Raw genomic sequence first — 16955 nt, 5'->3', positions numbered from 1 at the left:
CTCAGAAGTCCCGCGTATAGAATATATCCAGGGAGGCTGCCAGGCCACTGGCAGCCTCCAGATAGAAGTAACGTCCGATATCGTAACGTAGCGCCACCGTGGTGATGGGCTGGAAGATGCCGACACCGTAGCGGATGCTGAGTTCATCCGTCAGGTAACCACTGGCCACTACTGCCGATTCATCCCCTGAGCCTTCCGCCTCCAGCGTCAGATTGCGTATTCCGAATTCCTCGCCAATACCCTGGGTTACCTTGTTAGCCTGAGTCAGCCCCAGCGATATGGCTGCCCTGCTCATTTGCCCCTCATCACCACGACTTTGCGGTGCCCGGCCGAGGATCACATACGAGAGCGCATCGGTCTGAGGCATTTCCGGTTCAGAAAACACTTCGGTCCGGGGCGAGCTCACCGGGCCGCTGAGGCGGATACCGGCCACCACGTTGTCCACACGCCGCACTGCCTCGATGTCCAGGTACGGTTCTGACAGTGGCCCCACAAACACCAGCCTGGCCCGGCGCAGGTCGAGCTCCTGACCGTAGGCCTCATACCGGCCTTCAACAAGCTGCAGGGCACCTCGGGTATCCAGGTTGTTGCCGATACGCAGTGTCCCCTCAAGGTTACCGGTGACACCGAAACCACTAAAGCTGACCTCGTCCTCACCGACCACGACAGTGACGTCCATATTGAGAGTGCGGAGCCCGCCTTCCTTCTCCTCAGCACCGACGATAACCTCGTCCTCGGATACGGACACGGCCTGGGCGGGCAGCTCGCGAATTTCGATCGTGCCCCGAGGTACGTTCAGGTTACCGGAAACCGACAGATCGCCGCCTTCGTAGGCGATAGTGATATCCGGCACCAGCTCCACTTGGGCGTACGGCTCGTAATTGAAGGGCAAACGGTCACCGGTCAGCCGCACTTCCACCGACGGTTCCGCCTCCCAGGCCAACGACCCTTCTATGTTGCCGCTTCCGCGTTCATTGCTACGCCAACGTCCGGACAAATCCGCGCTATATCCTTTCAACTCCAGGCTGACCACCAGATCCTCAAGCGGAATCGGTAACCGTGGATCGGCAATGTGACCGCCAGAGAGCGCAAGCTCTCCGTTTACAGCTGGCTTCATTAGCGGCCCAGACAGCGTCCCCTCGCCATTGAGCTCTCCCTCAACAACCTCCAGCCCGGCAAATATGCCAGCCATGGCGATATCCAGGCCTTCGATGCTGAATTGCCCATCGACTTCACGGGCATCACTATCCGGGTCGACCGACATGCCGACAGAGAGATTACCAATATCAGGCCCCTGCAACTGCAGGTCCAGCTCCGCCACATTCGGCTTCAAACTCAGGCGGGTGGTGAAGGTGTTGTAGCTCAGGCTCTCCCATTCGTCCCTCACCTGCACTTCAAACTCGCCGGAACCGGCATCGATGGATACTTCACCATCCGGCCCATCTTCCGTCATGACCACTTGCAGGTCAGCATTCAGCGTTGCGTCCCAACGCAGGGTGTCCGGCAACAGCGGGGAGAGTGCCGTGGTCGGGAAATTTTCAATGCGATAGGCGATATCTTGAGTCGGGAGCAGAGTCTGGTCCTCGGCACAGACAGACGCCTGTTGCCACTGCCAGCAGTGCTGTCCCAACGTGAGCTTGCCCGCTTCGGTATACTCGAGGGCCGCGGACTCTGACAGGGTCCATTGCTGGCCTTGGGCAGGCACACTGATTTGCCCCTGCTCAAGCGCACCCACCCAGGCATTCCAGCTTTCCGAGGCGTCTCCGGCCAGCAACAGCGACAACTCCGCCTCTTTATGGCGGGCGTTTAGCCTGAGTTGGTGATCATCCCGAGTTCCCGTCAGTGCCAGCGACAAGTCTTCCAGTAGCTGTTCGCCATACCGAACTTCCTTTCCCCGAAGATCCGCCTGGATGTTGAACCCTTCGCGTAGCGTGGCCGTCAGGTCCAGGCTGGACAGACTCAATTGATCCTGCCATGCCAGGTCGCTGCCAGTGAGTGTTACCTTGCCACGGGGTTGGTCCACGGTGCCGGAAACCGATGCCGTACCATTGATCGAACCTGCCAGCCCCGGCAGGAAGGTTTCCGGCGCAGGCAGGTTCAGTTCCAGGTTGCCGTTAATCTGTTGCCCCCATCGGCCCTGGCCGGTCACCCGGTTGTCCCCTACCTCAAGCTCCAGATCTGACAATGTCCAGTTGCCGGCATCACTGTCCAGCGCACCTCGTATCAGCGCCTCATTGGCCTGCCAACTTCCGGAAAGGTCCCATTTTGCCTGCAGCGTAGGCGTTCCTTCCTCCTGCAGACGTCCGCTGGTATCCACGTCGCCGCTCAGGCTCGCTTCCAGGGCGGGGAGCCAGAAACCAGGGTTAAAGCTGTCCAGCGTCAGGCTTGCATCCCACGACAACTGATCAGCAAACGCCACGTCCGCACGGCCGCCGAGGAAACCCGCGCCGGTATTGACGCGCAGGTTCGTCAACGCAACGGACTCCAGGTCACCCTCAAGATCCCCCGCCATATCGGCGTCGCCCATGGGGCCGCTGACACTGGCGTCAATGCTCGCCTGATAGGCTCCCCCCTGGTATTGAACGTCGCCGTTGAATTGGCGCAATGTGACCGGCGGCTGTTCAAAATCCGGAATCAGGCTGTACCAGGGAAAAGCGTCGAGACTGACCTTGGCGTCTGCCTGAAGCGCCTGCTCCCAGCTCACGTTGCCGGTGACGAGGAGGCGGCCCGTCTCAGCCTCAGTAGTCCCGGGGCCGGTCAACACGAGCTCCAATCCATCGAGGCCTTCTGTAGTCACCAACCCCTTCAATGACAAGGGTATATCGCCTGTCGATCCGGGCAGCACGGTGCGGGAGTCCGAGCGGAAACCGTTCTCAAGGCTGCCTTTCAAGGCAACCACGGTGTCTGTCAGCACCAGGGTTTTCGGTAATCCCTCCGCCGGGACGAACCGGCTGGAACGAACGGTCAGTTCCGCCGGCAGGGCGCTGTCCAGCGGCGCCACCCGGCCAGCCAGCGTGGCGGCAAGATAACCGCTGCTCTGGCCCTGAACTCTCAGGTCAGCAGCACTCCCTGTCAGATTGAGTGCCAATTGCCAATCAGCGCCATATGGGGGCGGGAGCATCAGCCCAACCTCCAGATCCAGCGGCCAGTCGCCCCGGGTCTGGAGCCTGCCGGAGGCATCAATGCTGATATCGTCCCGAACAAAGGCGAGGTTCTGCAGATGCCAGTCCGAACCGGAACCCTGAGCCTTGAGCTGGAGCCGGTCCCAGACCTTGGCATCGTTGAGCGTAAAGGGACCAAGGTTCACGTCCCGGACCACCAGCCCCAACGGAAGGTCGACACTGGGTAGACTGATATCACCGCTGTCTTCTTTGGGCTCGCTGGATGGCTGCAGAGTCAGATCAATGCTGCCTGCCAGGAGTCGCTCCAGACAGAGCTGTTTGTTGAACAGGCAGGTGGGCGACCAGTCAACGACCGGCGACTCTACCTTTAGCCCCACACCGTAGCCCTGCCATGTCAGGGAGGCTGCCTGCCACTGTCCCAGCAACGAACCCTGCCCCTGCTCGACCTCGAGGCCGGGAACCTGATCAATCACCCAGGCTGTACCGGTTTCCGAACGCAGCGCCAGCACCAACAACCCAAGCAGTAACAGCGGTAGCAGGACAATAACGGCCAGCGCTATCAACAACCCGTTTCTCAGGCGTTTTGACCGTTTTGGTGTTGGAGTTTTCGCTTCGTCGCTCATAACTCCGGCCCCATGGAAAAGTGAATGCGCCACTCACCGCCAAACTCGGGATCCAGGCCTTTGGCGACGTCCAGGCGCAGCGGCCCGACCGGGCTGATCCAGCGAATGCCCAGGCCGGCACCCGTCGCCAGCGGGTCCGACAGGTCATCCATGGCGTTGCCTTCGTCAACAAACGCCGCGACCCGCCAGTTTTCGGTAAACTCGTACTGATACTCGACACTGCCTACCATCAGGTAACGGCCACCAATGGCCACATCCTCGCTGTTCCGGGGTGACAGCGTCTCATAGCCATACCCCCGCACCGTCTGGTCGCCACCGGCAAAGAATCGCAATGACGGCGGCACATCCGAGAAGCGATTGGTGGCCACGCCACCAAACTGGAACCGGGACAGAAAACGGTGGTTGTCCGCCAGGGTGTAGAGGCCCTTTACCAGAACATTGGCATGGAGAATATCCACATCGGAGATGACGGCACGGTGAGAACCGGTCACATCGAACTGGATACGATATCCCCGGGATGGATCCAACGGCGAGTCCGCCTGCAGTTTCGAATACCCAAGCCCCGGCAGCAACAGGCTGCTCTGCTCGGGGTCATCATCGCCGATGCGAAAACGCTCACCTTCCCAGCGAATCGATGCAACCTGCAACCAGCCGTTATCGAGCTGGTGTTTCCACTGCTGGCCAAGGGTCAGCAGCTCAGACTCCACATCCTCAATATCCTCCCGCTGATACCCGGCGGAAAGGCGAATGGAATCGGTCATGGGAGGATCAAGGGGCAACTCGTACCAGGCGCCCACATTTTGTCGCGGCACCGAGAGTTCCGTCTGAGCGCCGCGGCGATGACCCATGGGGTTGATCCAGTGCTCCCGCCAGTTACCGCTGAAACGCGGCCCCACATCCGTGGAGAAACCGACACCGGCTGCAACCGAGCGCGGAGGACGAGTGGTCAGGTCCACCGACACGGGTATCACTCCCTCCTCGGCTTTACCAGGCGAAGCGTCAATGTCCACTCCGGAAAAATAACCGCTGTTGGAGAGATCGCCGCTTAGCCTCGCGACCTTGTCGGCGTGATAGATCTCACCGGGCTCAAAACGTACGAATTGCTCAAGCAACTGCTCCTCGAAACCATGCCCTTCCTTGAAGCTCACTTCGCCCAGGCGATATCGCACGCCACTGCGAAAGACCAGGGAAATATCCGCAGTGTGCTGTTCCGGGTTGACTTCCAGCCGGCGGGTGGTGAACTCACCATCAAAATACCCCAGCCGGGTGGCTCGGTTCTGGATGGTCTGCCGCAACGTGCTGTACTGACCGTGATTCAGCACATCCCCCTCCGATGGCTTTTCCGGCAGGGTTCCCACGAAATCGGGGTCCCGACTGGCCGGGCCTTCGATGGACACCTGCCGGGAACGGACGCGAATGGGTTCGCCGGGCTGCACGGTCAATACCAGGCGAGCGGGTGTTTCGTCATCGCCGGGCTGTTCGACCACTTCCCACTGAATCATCGGGCTGTAGTAGCCCAGCGCACGGAGCGCCTCTTCCACTTGTGCTTCGGCGGTGCTGGCGTATCGTCTAAGGCTTCCGGCACTGCGGCCCTCAACCTCACCCAGGAAGGCTTCCGCATTATCCTGAAGCTGCGGATAGTCCCCCTCCACGTTGACCTCCACCTGCTGCGCCCAGGTCAATCCTGGTGTTGCCAGCATCATCAGCCAGACGATCCCGACAGGGCGTAGAAACAGAGGTCTAATGTGGGAACGCATCAAGCAGCATTACTTCAGTGAAAGTGGGTGAAAAGGCGCGTTGGCAGTATGAGTGTACCGGGTAGCGGTCCGTTTAATCCATGGCAATTGACCATCTTGCCTGCCTGTAATGCGCTCTATGCCAATGGCGAGGATGCCCGATGCCCCCATGATCGCGTGACACCCACTGCATCGGATCGCCAGACAACCGGAAACGGGCGGCGTTAGCCAGGAGAAAATGTATGGCCAGGAGAGAACGTATGACACGCACCCCCGTCGGCCTCGCCCTGTCGATGATGAATCGTCTTGCGGCCAACCCAATGCTGGACCGGCTGGGACTGCGTCAGTCTTTGGAAAGAACCGCCTATCACGGCACCCGTGCCGGGTTTCGCACCCTTGCTCACGCTGGCCGGGAGTTCAAGCGCGTGAACAACTGGCTGCCCCGCAAGCAATTGCCGAATCGCATACCCGGGGATCTGTTCGACCTCTCCCTGACCGATGACCAACAGATGATCACCGACATGCTCCGCAGGCTGGCAGAGGATCGGATCAGACCGGCGGCCTCAGACGCGGATGAAGCCGGGGAAATACCGGAAACCGTCACAGCGGCCACATCCGAGCTTGGCCTTGGCCTGTACGCAGTACCGGAAGCCTTTGGCGGCGTGGCGGAACATCAGTCTCCCGTGACCAGCGTGCTGATTGCCGAACAACTGGCCTGGGGCGACATGGGCATCGCAACCGCACTCCTGTCGCCGTTCAGTGTCGCCCAGGCCATCACCCGCTGGGGCACCGGGGAACAGCAGAGCCGATACCTGCCAGCGTTCTGCGACGACGCGCCGCCCACAGCCACCATTGCTATTGACGAGCCCATGCCCCTGTTTGACCCGAACAGGCTGCAGACCACCGCCATCGAAACCGCAACCGGCTACACCCTCAACGGCCTGAAAAGCAGCGTGGTCCTCGGCGCCAGTGCAGACCTGCTATTGATTGCCGCGGAACTGCATGGCCGACCGCGACTGTTCATCGTGGAAGCCGGCGTGACAGGCCTCCAGACCAAACCCGACCCGGGCATGGGGCTGAGAGCCTCCGCGCCTGTCCAGTTGCGGCTCGACAACGTTGAACTGTCTCCTGACGCCCTGCTGGGCGACAACGATTTCGACTACCAAGCGTTCCTGGACTGCGGCTCGTTGCTCCGTTGCGGGCTTGCCATCGGCACATCACAGGCCGTTCTCGACTACGTTATCCCCTACTGCAACGAACGGGAGGCGTTCGGAGAACCCATCAGCCACCGCCAGTCCGTGGCGTTCATGATCAGCAACCTCGCCATAGAAACCGACAGCATGCGCATGCTCACCTGGCGCGCCGCCAGCCGACTGGAGCAAGGCTTATCAACGCACCGTGAAACATCCCTGGCCCGGTTACTGTGCAACGAAAAAGCCATGGAGATCGGCACCAACGGCGTTCAACTGCTGGGCGGGCATGGCTTCGTCAAGGAACATCCGGTCGAGCGCTGGTATCGCGACCTTCGCTCCATCTCCACCCTGAGCGGCGGCCTTCACGCCTGATCAAAACGTAAGGACACCTCTGATGAATCTCGAGATACCGAAGAAATTTTCTCCTCTGATCAATCAGGCACAACAAGTGGCCCGGGAGGTGTTTCGCCCAATATCCCGCAAATACGATCGGGCGGAACACGAATACCCCAAGGAACTCGACCTGCTTGCCTCCATCATGGACGGCATGAACGACGGCGCGGCCGATGGTGGCACCGGCGCCGGAAAACTGGCCCGCTCCGAAAGCAACGGCGGGGGCGGTAATCGTAACGGCACCAACATGAAAACCGTTCTGGGGCTGACCGAACTGTGCTGGGGCGACGTCGGCCTGGCCCTGTCCATCCCCCGACAGGGCCTCGGCAACTCAGCCATTGCCGCCGTTGCCAACGAAGAACAACTCGCCCGCCTGGGCAACACCTGGGCCGCCATGGCCATCACCGAACCCGGCGCCGGCTCCGACTCCGCCGCCATCCGTACCACCGCCACCGAAGACGGCGACGAATACATCCTAAACGGCGAAAAAATCTACGTCACCGCCGGAGAACGTGCCGACGCCGTCGTGGTCTGGGCCACCCTCGATCGCAACAAAGGTCGCGCCGCCATCAAATCCTTCGTGGTGGAAAAAGGTACCGCCGGCATGACCGTCGAACGTCTGGAGAAAAAACTCGGCATCCGCGCTTCCGACACCGCCGCCATCCGCTTCGACAACTGCCGCATTCCCAAAGAAAACCTCCTGGGCGACCCCGACGTCAGCGTCGAAAAAGGCTTCGCCGGTGCCATGCAAACCTTCGACAACACCCGCCCCGTCGTCGCCGGCATGGCCATAGGCGTCGCCAGCGCCGCCCTGCAGAAAACCCGCGAACTCATCGCATTAACCGGCACCGACCTGGAATACCACCACCAGACCTGGACCCAACCCGCCGTCACCCGCGAACTGCAACTGATGGAAGCCGAACTCGAAGCGGCCCGGCTCCTAACCCTCCGCGCCGCCTGGATGGCCGACAACGGCCTGCCCAACTCCAAGGAAGCCTCCATCGCCAAAGCCAAAGCTGGCCGCGTGGGCAACGTGGTCACCCTGCGCTGCGTCGAACTCTGCGGCAGCCTTGGCTACGGCGAAACTGAACTACTGGAAAAATGGGCCAGGGACTCAAAGATTCTCGACATCTTTGAAGGCACCCAACAGATCCAGCTACTGATCATCGCCAGGAGACTGCTCGGTAAGTCGTCGGCAGAGCTGAAATAAGCTAACCTGTACGAAAGCGTCGAAAAATCAGGCAGGTGCAACCCGTTTTTCTCAACAGGAGGGCGGGCATCTCAGAGCCTGATCGCAGCGGATGTATCGCTTCTCCCCAGACCGTGCATTGCCAAGGATGGCAATGCCGAGCCCCCATGGATGGGTTAACGGCGTGTCTGGGGAGAAGCGATACATCCGCTGCAGACTCCAAACTCGAAGTCCTGGATTGATGAATGCTGAAGATAAACCGAGAAAACCTGAAAACCAGCCACCAACTCATCTGGTTCATCATAGACTTCCTGATGCTAGGCCTGCTTATCATCAACCTGGCCTTCATCATCTTCGACTCCATCTACAACTTCACCGGTGTCCAGAACCTGCTCGCTGAACACGCACCGCTTGTCAAAGAACTCTACCAGCCCATCCACGAAAACTTCTTGTTCTACGACCTCATCTTCGTCAGCATCTTCCTGACCGAGTTCGTCGTGCGCTGGGGCTACGCCATCAAGGCCAAAGTCTACGACCGCTGGTACTTCTACCCCTTTATCCACTGGTACGACATCATCGGCTGCATCCCCGTCGGCAGCTTCCGCTTCCTGCGGATACTGCGGGTTATCTCCATCATCTACCGCCTGCACCAGTACAAGGTCATCGACGTTACCCAGACCAGAGCCTTCCAGTTCTTCAATTTTTACTACGAAGCCTTCATGGAAGAGCTCTCCGATCGCATCGTCATCAAAGTACTCTCTGGTGCCCAGGATGAAATACGCCGCGGCTCACCCCTGTTTGAACGCATCCAGAACGACATCCTCTACCCGCGGCGGGAGATGCTGTCCGACTGGGTGTCGCAAAGAGTGGCTGAAGCAGCCCGAGAAGGTTATGTCCCGAATCGCGGCGCCCTGCGAAGCTACCTGGAAACCCGCGTGGACAACGCACTGAAACAGAACCTTGAATTGTCACGCCTGAAATACCTGCCTGTCGTCGGTCCCACCATCCAGGAAACCCTGGAAGAAGCCGTAGGCGATATCGTGGCCAACGTCATACACCAGATCCTTGAGGACCTTGCGTCGGCCTCCAACCACGCCTTCATTGAAGACATCGTCAATGTGTTCCTGCCCTCCCCTGATAACGAGGACGAAAACGACGTACACAACGAAGCCCTGATTAACCTGATTGTGGAAGTTCTCGATGCCGTCAAGGCCCAGGTCAGGGTCAAGCATTGGCGCAGCGAACTGACCTGAACAGGCACAGCCAACCACACAGAGGATGCCATGAACCCCGTGAATGACCGTTCCGCCTCCGAACTTGTTAGGGACCTTAAGGAAGGCAAGCTAACCAGCGTAGAAGTGACGCAAGCCTTCCTGGACAGGATTCGTCAGTGCAATGCCGATATCAATGCCGTTGTAGTGCTGGATGAACAGAGGGCTCTGGATAATGCCCGGAAGGCAGATCAGGCTCTGGCGCGAGGCGACGCCCCTGGCCCCCTCCATGGGCTGCCACTGACCCTGAAGGACACCTGGGAGGTTGCAGGCATGACCTGCACCGCAGGCGCGCCTGCCTTGAAAGACTACATCCCCACCAGACACGCCGACGTGGTAAAGCGCCTGGAAGACGCCGGCGCGATCATCCTCGGGAAAACCAACGTCCCTATCTACGCCACCGACCTGCAGAGCTACAACAAACTCTTTGGCGTCACCAACAATCCCCACAACCTGGCCCACACCCCTGGCGGGTCGTCCGGCGGCGCGGCCGCGGCGCTGGCGGCAGGTATGACTCCCCTGGAGGTTGGCAGCGATCTGGCTGGCTCGATCCGCACACCAGCGCATTTCTGCGGTGTTTTCGGTCATAAGCCATCCCGCGCCCTGGTTTCCTTCCGTGGTCACATTCCAGGGCCACCGGGCACAGAGTCTCGGCCGGACCTGGCTGAAGGTGGACCGTTGGCCCGATCAGCGAAGGACCTGGAGCTGCTGCTGAACGTGATTGCCGGGCCCGCGGAACGCGAACGCAATAGCTGGCAACTGGCCATGGCACCCGCCACCGTCGACGCCTTGGAACAGGCACGGGTGGGCCTCTGGCTGAAGGACCCGCTGTGCCCCATCGACGACGAATTACTGAACGGCTACCAACAGCTCGGGCGGGCACTGGAAACCAAGGGAGCGCTGGTTGCCGAGGCCAGGCACCACCTGCTCAATCTGGAACATATCCTGCCCGCTTACTTCAACTTGCTGGGCAGTCTTCTCAGCACCTCCATGAAACCCGCACAACGGCGGCAGATGAAATGGATCGCCAGGCTGGAAAAATGGCTTCACCTGTTCGGCCCGGTGACGGCTTTTATCGGTGAGTACGGTCGTGGTGTGAACCAGCCGGTCTATCAATGGATGGCCTGGAGCGAAATGCGGGAGAAAATGCGGGCGGAAATCGCCACCCTGTTTGACGAGTTCGATGTCCTGTTAACGCCAATCACCCCGACCGCCGCCATACGGCACGATCACAGCAACCCGGTGTTCAAACGCCAGATCACCGTTGCCGGCCAGCCAAGGGCCTACATGGACCAGTTCTGCTGGATCGCCCTGGCCACCTTGCTCGGACTACCCGCCACGTCTGTGCCTATCGGCAAGACAAAGGAGGGCCTGCCGTTCAATGTTCAGGTCATCGGAGCACCGGGAAGCGACCTGACAACAATCCGGTTTGCGGAGCTGCTGGAAGCGGAGGGGCTTGCCGGCTTCCAGCGGCCGCCAGACGTCAGCCGTTGACCAGGAAATGCACCCAGATACTGGCGCCGTAACCCAAGGCTATGGCCGGCGTCCATTTCAGATGGCTGAGGAACGTGTACTGCCCCCTGGCCTGCCCCATCAACGCGACGCCCGCTGCGGAGCCAATGGAGAGCAGGCTGCCCCCAACCCCTGCCGTCAGCGTAACCAGTAGCCATTGATAGTCCGGCATTTCCGGATTCATCGTCAGCACCGCAAACATCACCGGAATGTTATCCACCAAAGCGGAAATGACGCCAATCATGACATTGGCGAAGGTCGGGCCCAGGTCACCGTACAGCGTGGCCGACATCATGCCCAGATAGCCAATGAAGCCCAGGCCACCAACCGCCATGATCACCCCATAGAAGAAGAAAAGGGTGTCCCATTCCGACCGGGCGATGTGAGAAAACACATCGAAAGCTCGACGACCCTGCGTGCGATCCCCGGAACTGTCGCCCGGTGGGGATTCGAAACCCTCGTTCCAGTGGTATTCCTCGTGACGCTTGAGGTAAAAGCCGAAAATTTTCAGGTAGCCGAGCCCGGTCATCATGCCAAACACCGGGGGAATGTGCAGGAACTGATGGAAGCTGATGGCGGTGGCGATCGTCAGCAGAAACAGGCCGCAGATCACCAACCCTCCTGGCCGAATGACGTTACCGAATGACTCGGGTGACGACGGCCTTCCCTTTGGTAACGCGAGATGCATCAATGCAGCCGGCACCAGGAAATTGACGATCGACGGCAGCAACAGCTGGAAGAAGTCCTGAAAGGGCAGTATGCCTTTTTGCCAGACCATCAATGTGGTGATGTCCCCGAACGGGCTGAACGCCCCACCCGCGTTGGCACCCACCACAATGTTGATACAGGATAGCGACACAAACTTGGCGCTGTCGCGGCCCACCGCCATCACCACCGCACACATGATCAGGGCCGTGGTCAGGTTGTCTGCGACCGGCGAGAGGCAGAACGCCAGCATACCGGTAATCCAGAACAGGCGCCGGTAACCGAATCCCTTGCCAAGCAGCCAGATCCGCAACTGGTCGAAGACGCCGCGTTCCAGCATGGCGTTGATGTAGGTCATCGCCACGAGGAGGAAGAAGAACAGTTCCGCGTATTCGAGGAAATTGTGCCGTATGGCTTCTTCCACTTCGCCATTGGCATCCGCGGCGCGGTAGGCCAGAGCCACGAGGATCCAGATCAGCCCCGCTGCGATCAGCATGGGTTTGGATTTGGCCAGGTGGATTCGTTCTTCCAGCATGACCAACAGGTAGGCGACCACAAAGATCGCTATCGCAATGTACCCCACCGGGTGGGCTACAAGATCCACGGCCCGGTCGGCATTTGCCCACACCAGTCCGGGCGCCAACGACAACACGGCCGCTAACGACAACAAGATCGACTTCATTCGAGGGGGTGCTCCCAACTGCAATGGAATGCCCGGGACGACCGTCCCGGGGGATTGGGTTATTCGATTTCGATCAGACTCTCACCAGGCGCAACCCGATCGCCCTTGGCAATACTCACCGCCTTGACGGTGCCGGACTTGGTGGCCTTGACCTCGGTTTCCATTTTCATGGCCTCGATGATGAGCACCGGGTCACCGGCGGAAACCTCGTCACCTTCGCTCACCAGTACGTCAACAATATTACCTGGCATGGTGGTTGTCACGTGGCCTTCCCCGGTGGCCCGGGCACGGCCGCCTTTGCGGGTATTGTCAGACACCTCGCCCTGGGATTCCAGGTGAATTTCCTCAGGTACGCCATCCACCGTCATGTAGAACCGGCGTTCGGTCTCGCTCACCGGATTGGCACCTGTTACGTGGATATCGTAGCTTTCACCGTGCACCGTAATCCGGAACTCGGTGGATACATTGCCCCCGGCCTTACCGGCGGTGATGGGCTCCAGCGTTTCCGGCTGCAAGGTACCGTCGCGGCGTTGCTGCAGGTAAGTGCGAGCCTGATCCGGAAACATGGCATAGGTCAGCACATCTTCCTCGCTCTCTGCGAGATCCCCAACGTCTTTGCGCAGCTCCGACAGCTCCCTGGGAATCAGGTTGGCCGGGCGTTCTTCGATCAGTTCTTCCTTGCCCACGGCCCGCCGTTGCAGCTGAGTGTCCACCTCCGCAGGAGCCTTGCCGTACCAGCCCTGCATGTATTTTTTCACTTCATTGGTGATGGTGTCGTAGCGCTTGCCACCGAGCACGTTGATGACCGCCTGGGTGCCCACGATCTGGGAGGTTGGTGTCACCAGTGGCGGGTACCCCAAATCCTTACGCACACGGGGGATTTCCTCAAACACGTCCTGAATCCGGTCGAGCGCGCCCTGCTCCTTGAGCTGGTTGGCCAGGTTGGACATCATGCCACCAGGAACCTGGGACAGCAGCACTGAAGTGTCCACGCCGTTGTAGTCACTCTCAAACTGGTGGTATTTCTTGCGAACCTCGCGAAAGTGACGGGTGGCTTTGTCCAGCAGCTCAAGGTTGAGACCGGTTTCACAGCCGGCGTCGTGCAATGCAGCCACCAACGATTCCGTGGGCGGATGGCTAGTGCCGCCCGCAAAGGCCGACAGCGCCGTATCAATATGGTCAACGCCCGCTTCCAGCGCTGCCCACTGGCACATGGGCGCCATACCCGAGGTGGCATGAGAGTGCAGAAACACCGGCAGCTTGAGGTTTTTCTTCAGGCCACTGACCAACTCTGCGGTTACTGCCGGCGTGAGCAGGCCCGCCATGTCCTTGATGGCGATGCTGTCTGCACCCATCTCCGCCATGGTTTGAGCCTGATCCAGGAAGGTTTTCACGTCGTGCACGGGGCTGACCGTATAGCACAGTGTTCCCTGCGCATGCTTGCCCGCCTTCTTAACGGCCTTGATACTGGTTTCCAGGTTGCGCACGTCGTTCAAGGCGTCAAAAATCCGGAACACGTCAATACCGTTTTCCGCGGCTTTTTCAACGAACGCTTCCACGACATCGTCGCCATAGTGGCGGTATCCCAGCAGGTTCTGCCCGCGCAACAGCATCTGCAGGCGGGTATTGGGAAGAGCCTTACGCAGGGTGCGCAGACGCTCCCACGGGTCCTCCTTCAGGAACCGCACGCAGGCGTCAAACGTGGCACCACCCCAGCACTCCAATGACCAGTAGCCCGCCTGGTCCAGCCATTCACAGGCCGGCAGCATGTCTTCGGTGCGCATTCGCGTGGCGATCAGGGACTGGTGGGCGTCCCGCAGGATCACGTCGGTAATGTGGATCTTTCTCTTGCTCATGGATCTTCTCCGATATTCGTTTTACAGGCCTGCCTGGGCGGCAATGGCGGCAGCAACGGCCGTGGCTATGGATTCCGGTCGGGACTTGTCGCTGTACTCCAGTAACTGGGGATTACGCTCAACGAAGCCGGTGTTAAACGTGCCAGCCTGGAAATCCGGGTGGTTAAGGATCTGCTGGTAGTACGGAATCGTGGTGTGCACCCCGTAGATGGCCATGTCACTGAGCGCCCTGCGGGAGCGAGCCACCAATTCCGGCCATTCCCTCGACCAGACAATCAGCTTGGCGCACATGGAATCGTAGTAGGGCGGAATCTCATAGCCGGTGTACATGGCCGCATCCGTGCGCACCCCGGGCCCGCCAGCGGAATAGTAGCGACTGATGCGACCAAAGCTGGGGAGGAAACCGTTCTTCGGGTCTTCCGCGTTGATCCGGAACTGGGCGGCAAAGCCCCGATAGCTGATGTCGTCCTGGGAAAACTCCAGGGGGTCGCCCGACGCAATGCGGATCTGCGCCTTGATGATATCGATGCCCGTGATTTCTTCGGTGATGGTGTGCTCCACCTGCACCCGGGTGTTCATCTCCATGAAGTAGAAGCTGTCATCGTGATCCAGCAGGAACTCGACGGTGCCAGCATTCACATAGCCACACTGACGAGTGACCTGGATGGCCAGATTACCAATGTATTCCCGCTGCTCCTCACTCAACTGGGGCGATGGTGCCACTTCGATCAGTTTCTGGTTGCGGCGCTGGATGGAACAGTCACGCTCGTAAAGGTGGACCACATTGCCATGGTGATCGGCCAGTACCTGCACCTCGATGTGACGGGGCTCGATGATACATTTCTCGAGGAAAACCTCGGCACTGCCAAAGGCCTTGGTAGCCTCGGAAATCACCCGCTCGTAGTTCTGCCGCAACTCTTTCTCGTTATCGCAGCGGCGAATGCCCCGGCCACCGCCACCGGAGGTGGCCTTGAGCATAACCGGGTAACCCACCTCCGCCGCCTGGCGCACCGCGTCTTCCACGTCATCGAGATTGCCTTCCGAGCCCGGCGTCACGGGTACTCCCGCAGCGATGGCGGTCTGGCGGGCCTGGGTTTTGTCGCCCATTGAACGGATCGCCTCGGATGACGGGCCGATAAAGGTCACTCCCCGCTGCTGGCATATGGCGGCAAGCTCGGCATTCTCAGAGAGAAAACCGTAACCGGGATGCAGGGCATCGCAGCCGGTCTCGACTGCCAGGTTAACCAGATGGTGGGGGTTCAGGTAACCGCTGAGCGGGTCCTTGCTGATCTGGTATGACTCATCCGCTTTCTTGACGTGCAGGGAGTACTGGTCCGCCTCTGAATAGACAGCGACGGAACGAATGCCCAACTCCTTACAGGCCCGCGCAATGCGAACGGCAATTTCGCCGCGATTGGCGATGAGCACTTTTTTAATGGCCATGGAAGCTTCCTTCAAGTAATAGTCATTAACGGAAGAAAGCTGCAACCCGCAACGGCAGGTTGCAGCGTTGCGTCCTTCTACCCGGGGTTTTTCCGCACCGCATGAACGATATCGGAAAAAGATCCCGGGCCGGGATCAGGGGTCACTCGAATACCAAGGCGCCGGCTAAGCTCGTCAGCGGACAGCAGCCCGCAAATAACCTGCTCCTCTGCCCCAACGGCGACAGTGTCCATTACCAAAAGATAGTCCGAATGAAGCCCCTTGAAAATGGTGATTAATTCATCAATTTTCAGGTCCTGAAGCTTACCGAGCTCTATCGTTGGCAAGCGCCATACCGGCCGCATGATGTCCCGCGCAACAATGTCGGCGATGGTACTTCCACGCCGGTTGGCGAGACTCATGGGCCAGGAACCGATCAGATCCTTCAGGGTCAATATTCCGACCACCTCATCATTTCGATTGATAACCACACAAAAGGTTTCTCCGGAAACATCCAGTGTCTTCTTGACCTCCTGGATCTCTCGCGATGACCGGACGATCACCGGGGCTTGCCTGGTGAAGTCCTTCAACAGCTCCGACGCGGCGGCGTCATTGGTGAGGGTGTCCTCGTCTTCCGGTGAAACAAGCCGGTATCTGGCTCCGGCAGACAGGGACGCTTGAACGCTTGATTGATTGCCCATGGCAATTCTCCTGGCTAAAGACCATTTCTCCAGGCGCGGGGCACCCACGCAGGGGCAGCAGCGCCTGAATCAGTTCGAATGTCTATAGCTGGTAGGGAGGTGCCTGTGACTGGCCTGGGTAACTGAGAATTCTTCTGGGGGGGCCGTCAAAGGCCAACTGATGAAGGGCGCGGGACGTCAACGCCGACGGTGGATAAACGAATGTGGGCGACAGCGACGACACATCGCCGGGTGACGAGGCCCCTTCTGAGGATTCGGAACTGCCTTGCCAATCGCTCAGCGCGACAGTGGTGGCAACAGGATCATCCAGGGTGGGGAGCGCAACGGTAACCGATGTCCAGACAACAAATATCAGTGCCAGCAACGCAACGAGGTTGCCAGACAGGCTGAATGTGTGTTCGGAGCGACGGGGCATCATTTCACCGTGTTAGTAGTTGCCTAACTAATGCAAAGGCGACGGCTAATGATAACCTCAGGGGATGGTGGCAATGCAAGCTTTCGTGGCCGATACGGGAAAAGCGTGTCCTGAATCGAGTAGGAGGGGGAGTTA

General features: G+C 59.5%; 11 protein-coding genes. 4 read left to right on the top strand and 7 right to left on the bottom strand.

From position 1 onward, the window contains the following. Position 1: 1 nt before the first annotated feature. Positions 2-3745: a translocation/assembly module TamB domain-containing protein gene (locus B3M52_RS09490; protein WP_286749448.1), complete on the bottom strand. Its 3744-nt coding sequence runs from the start codon at positions 3743-3745 to the stop codon at positions 2-4. Next, positions 3742-5448: an autotransporter assembly complex protein TamA gene (locus B3M52_RS09485; RefSeq protein ID WP_185906448.1), complete on the bottom strand. Its 1707-nt coding sequence runs from the start codon at positions 5446-5448 to the stop codon at positions 3742-3744. Before B3M52_RS09485 ends, B3M52_RS09490 begins: the two co-directional genes overlap by 4 nt. Positions 5449-5741: 293 nt before the next feature. Here B3M52_RS09485 and B3M52_RS09480 point away from each other — a divergent pair, with 293 nt between their 5' ends. The 4 genes from B3M52_RS09480 (at position 5742) to B3M52_RS09465 (ending at position 11021) form a co-directional block, all read left to right on the top strand. Next, complete coding sequence (locus B3M52_RS09480) at positions 5742-7046, top strand: acyl-CoA dehydrogenase family protein (RefSeq protein WP_286749447.1); 1305 nt, start codon at positions 5742-5744, stop codon at positions 7044-7046. Positions 7047-7068: 22 nt separating this feature from the next. Continuing rightward, positions 7069-8277, top strand: coding sequence for an acyl-CoA dehydrogenase family protein (locus B3M52_RS09475; protein ID WP_085680023.1), 1209 nt, complete (start codon positions 7069-7071; stop codon positions 8275-8277). 224 nt (positions 8278-8501) lie between these two features. Beyond that, a complete protein-coding gene (locus tag B3M52_RS09470) occupies positions 8502-9509 on the top strand; it encodes a hypothetical protein (protein ID WP_286749446.1) in 1008 nt (335 codons plus the stop codon). A gap of 30 nt (positions 9510-9539) precedes the next feature. After that, positions 9540-11021 (top strand): amidase, encoded by a 1482-nt coding sequence (locus tag B3M52_RS09465; RefSeq protein ID WP_075194732.1) that lies wholly within the window; start codon positions 9540-9542, stop codon positions 11019-11021. Here B3M52_RS09465 and nhaD read toward each other — a convergent pair. The 5 genes from nhaD to B3M52_RS09440 form a co-directional block, all read right to left on the bottom strand. Further along, on the bottom strand, positions 11011-12426 hold the full coding sequence (gene nhaD, locus B3M52_RS09460; protein ID WP_075194731.1) for a sodium:proton antiporter NhaD: 1416 nt from the start codon (positions 12424-12426) through the stop codon (positions 11011-11013). The genes B3M52_RS09465 and nhaD overlap by 11 nt on opposite strands. A gap of 59 nt (positions 12427-12485) precedes the next feature. Further along, positions 12486-14282 (bottom strand): sodium-extruding oxaloacetate decarboxylase subunit alpha, encoded by a 1797-nt coding sequence (oadA, locus tag B3M52_RS09455; RefSeq protein ID WP_075194730.1) that lies wholly within the window; start codon positions 14280-14282, stop codon positions 12486-12488. A 21-nt stretch (positions 14283-14303) separates the two neighbouring features. After that, positions 14304-15725 carry an acetyl-CoA carboxylase biotin carboxylase subunit gene (locus tag B3M52_RS09450; protein WP_075194729.1) on the bottom strand — a complete coding sequence of 474 codons (1422 nt, stop codon included), beginning with the start codon at positions 15723-15725 and terminating at the stop codon, positions 14304-14306. Positions 15726-15802: 77 nt separating this feature from the next. Beyond that, positions 15803-16405, bottom strand: coding sequence for a CBS domain-containing protein (locus B3M52_RS09445; RefSeq protein WP_075194728.1), 603 nt, complete (start codon positions 16403-16405; stop codon positions 15803-15805). An 82-nt stretch (positions 16406-16487) separates the two neighbouring features. Beyond that, positions 16488-16820: a hypothetical protein gene (locus B3M52_RS09440; RefSeq protein WP_075194727.1), complete on the bottom strand. Its 333-nt coding sequence runs from the start codon at positions 16818-16820 to the stop codon at positions 16488-16490. Positions 16821-16955: the final 135 nt, after the last annotated feature.

It is taken from the genome of Marinobacter sp. UBA2688 (assembly GCF_002352785.1).
In the GTDB taxonomy this organism is placed as follows: Bacteria; Pseudomonadota; Gammaproteobacteria; order Pseudomonadales; family Oleiphilaceae; genus Marinobacter; species Marinobacter salarius.
Note: the sequence above shows the minus strand (reverse complement) of the source record. Positions and strands in the feature narration are given on the sequence as shown.

Excerpts from the sequence above, each read along its gene's own strand:
- oadA (WP_075194730.1), bottom strand. The coding sequence starts at position 14,282 with ATGAGCAAGAGAAAGATCCACATTACCGACGTGATCCTGCGGGACGCC.
- B3M52_RS09440 (WP_075194727.1), bottom strand. The coding sequence starts at position 16,820 with ATGCCCCGTCGCTCCGAACACACATTCAGCCTGTCTGGCAACCTCGTT.
- B3M52_RS09475 (WP_085680023.1), top strand. The coding sequence starts at position 7,069 with ATGAATCTCGAGATACCGAAGAAATTTTCTCCTCTGATCAATCAGGCA.
- B3M52_RS09465 (WP_075194732.1), top strand. The coding sequence starts at position 9,540 with ATGAACCCCGTGAATGACCGTTCCGCCTCCGAACTTGTTAGGGACCTT.
- B3M52_RS09450 (WP_075194729.1), bottom strand. The coding sequence starts at position 15,725 with ATGGCCATTAAAAAAGTGCTCATCGCCAATCGCGGCGAAATTGCCGTT.
- B3M52_RS09490 (WP_286749448.1), bottom strand. The coding sequence starts at position 3,745 with ATGAGCGACGAAGCGAAAACTCCAACACCAAAACGGTCAAAACGCCTG.
- B3M52_RS09470 (WP_286749446.1), top strand. The coding sequence starts at position 8,502 with ATGCTGAAGATAAACCGAGAAAACCTGAAAACCAGCCACCAACTCATC.
- B3M52_RS09485 (WP_185906448.1), bottom strand. The coding sequence starts at position 5,448 with ATGATGCTGGCAACACCAGGATTGACCTGGGCGCAGCAGGTGGAGGTC.
- nhaD (WP_075194731.1), bottom strand. The coding sequence starts at position 12,426 with ATGAAGTCGATCTTGTTGTCGTTAGCGGCCGTGTTGTCGTTGGCGCCC.
- B3M52_RS09445 (WP_075194728.1), bottom strand. The coding sequence starts at position 16,405 with ATGGGCAATCAATCAAGCGTTCAAGCGTCCCTGTCTGCCGGAGCCAGA.
- B3M52_RS09480 (WP_286749447.1), top strand. The coding sequence starts at position 5,742 with ATGACACGCACCCCCGTCGGCCTCGCCCTGTCGATGATGAATCGTCTT.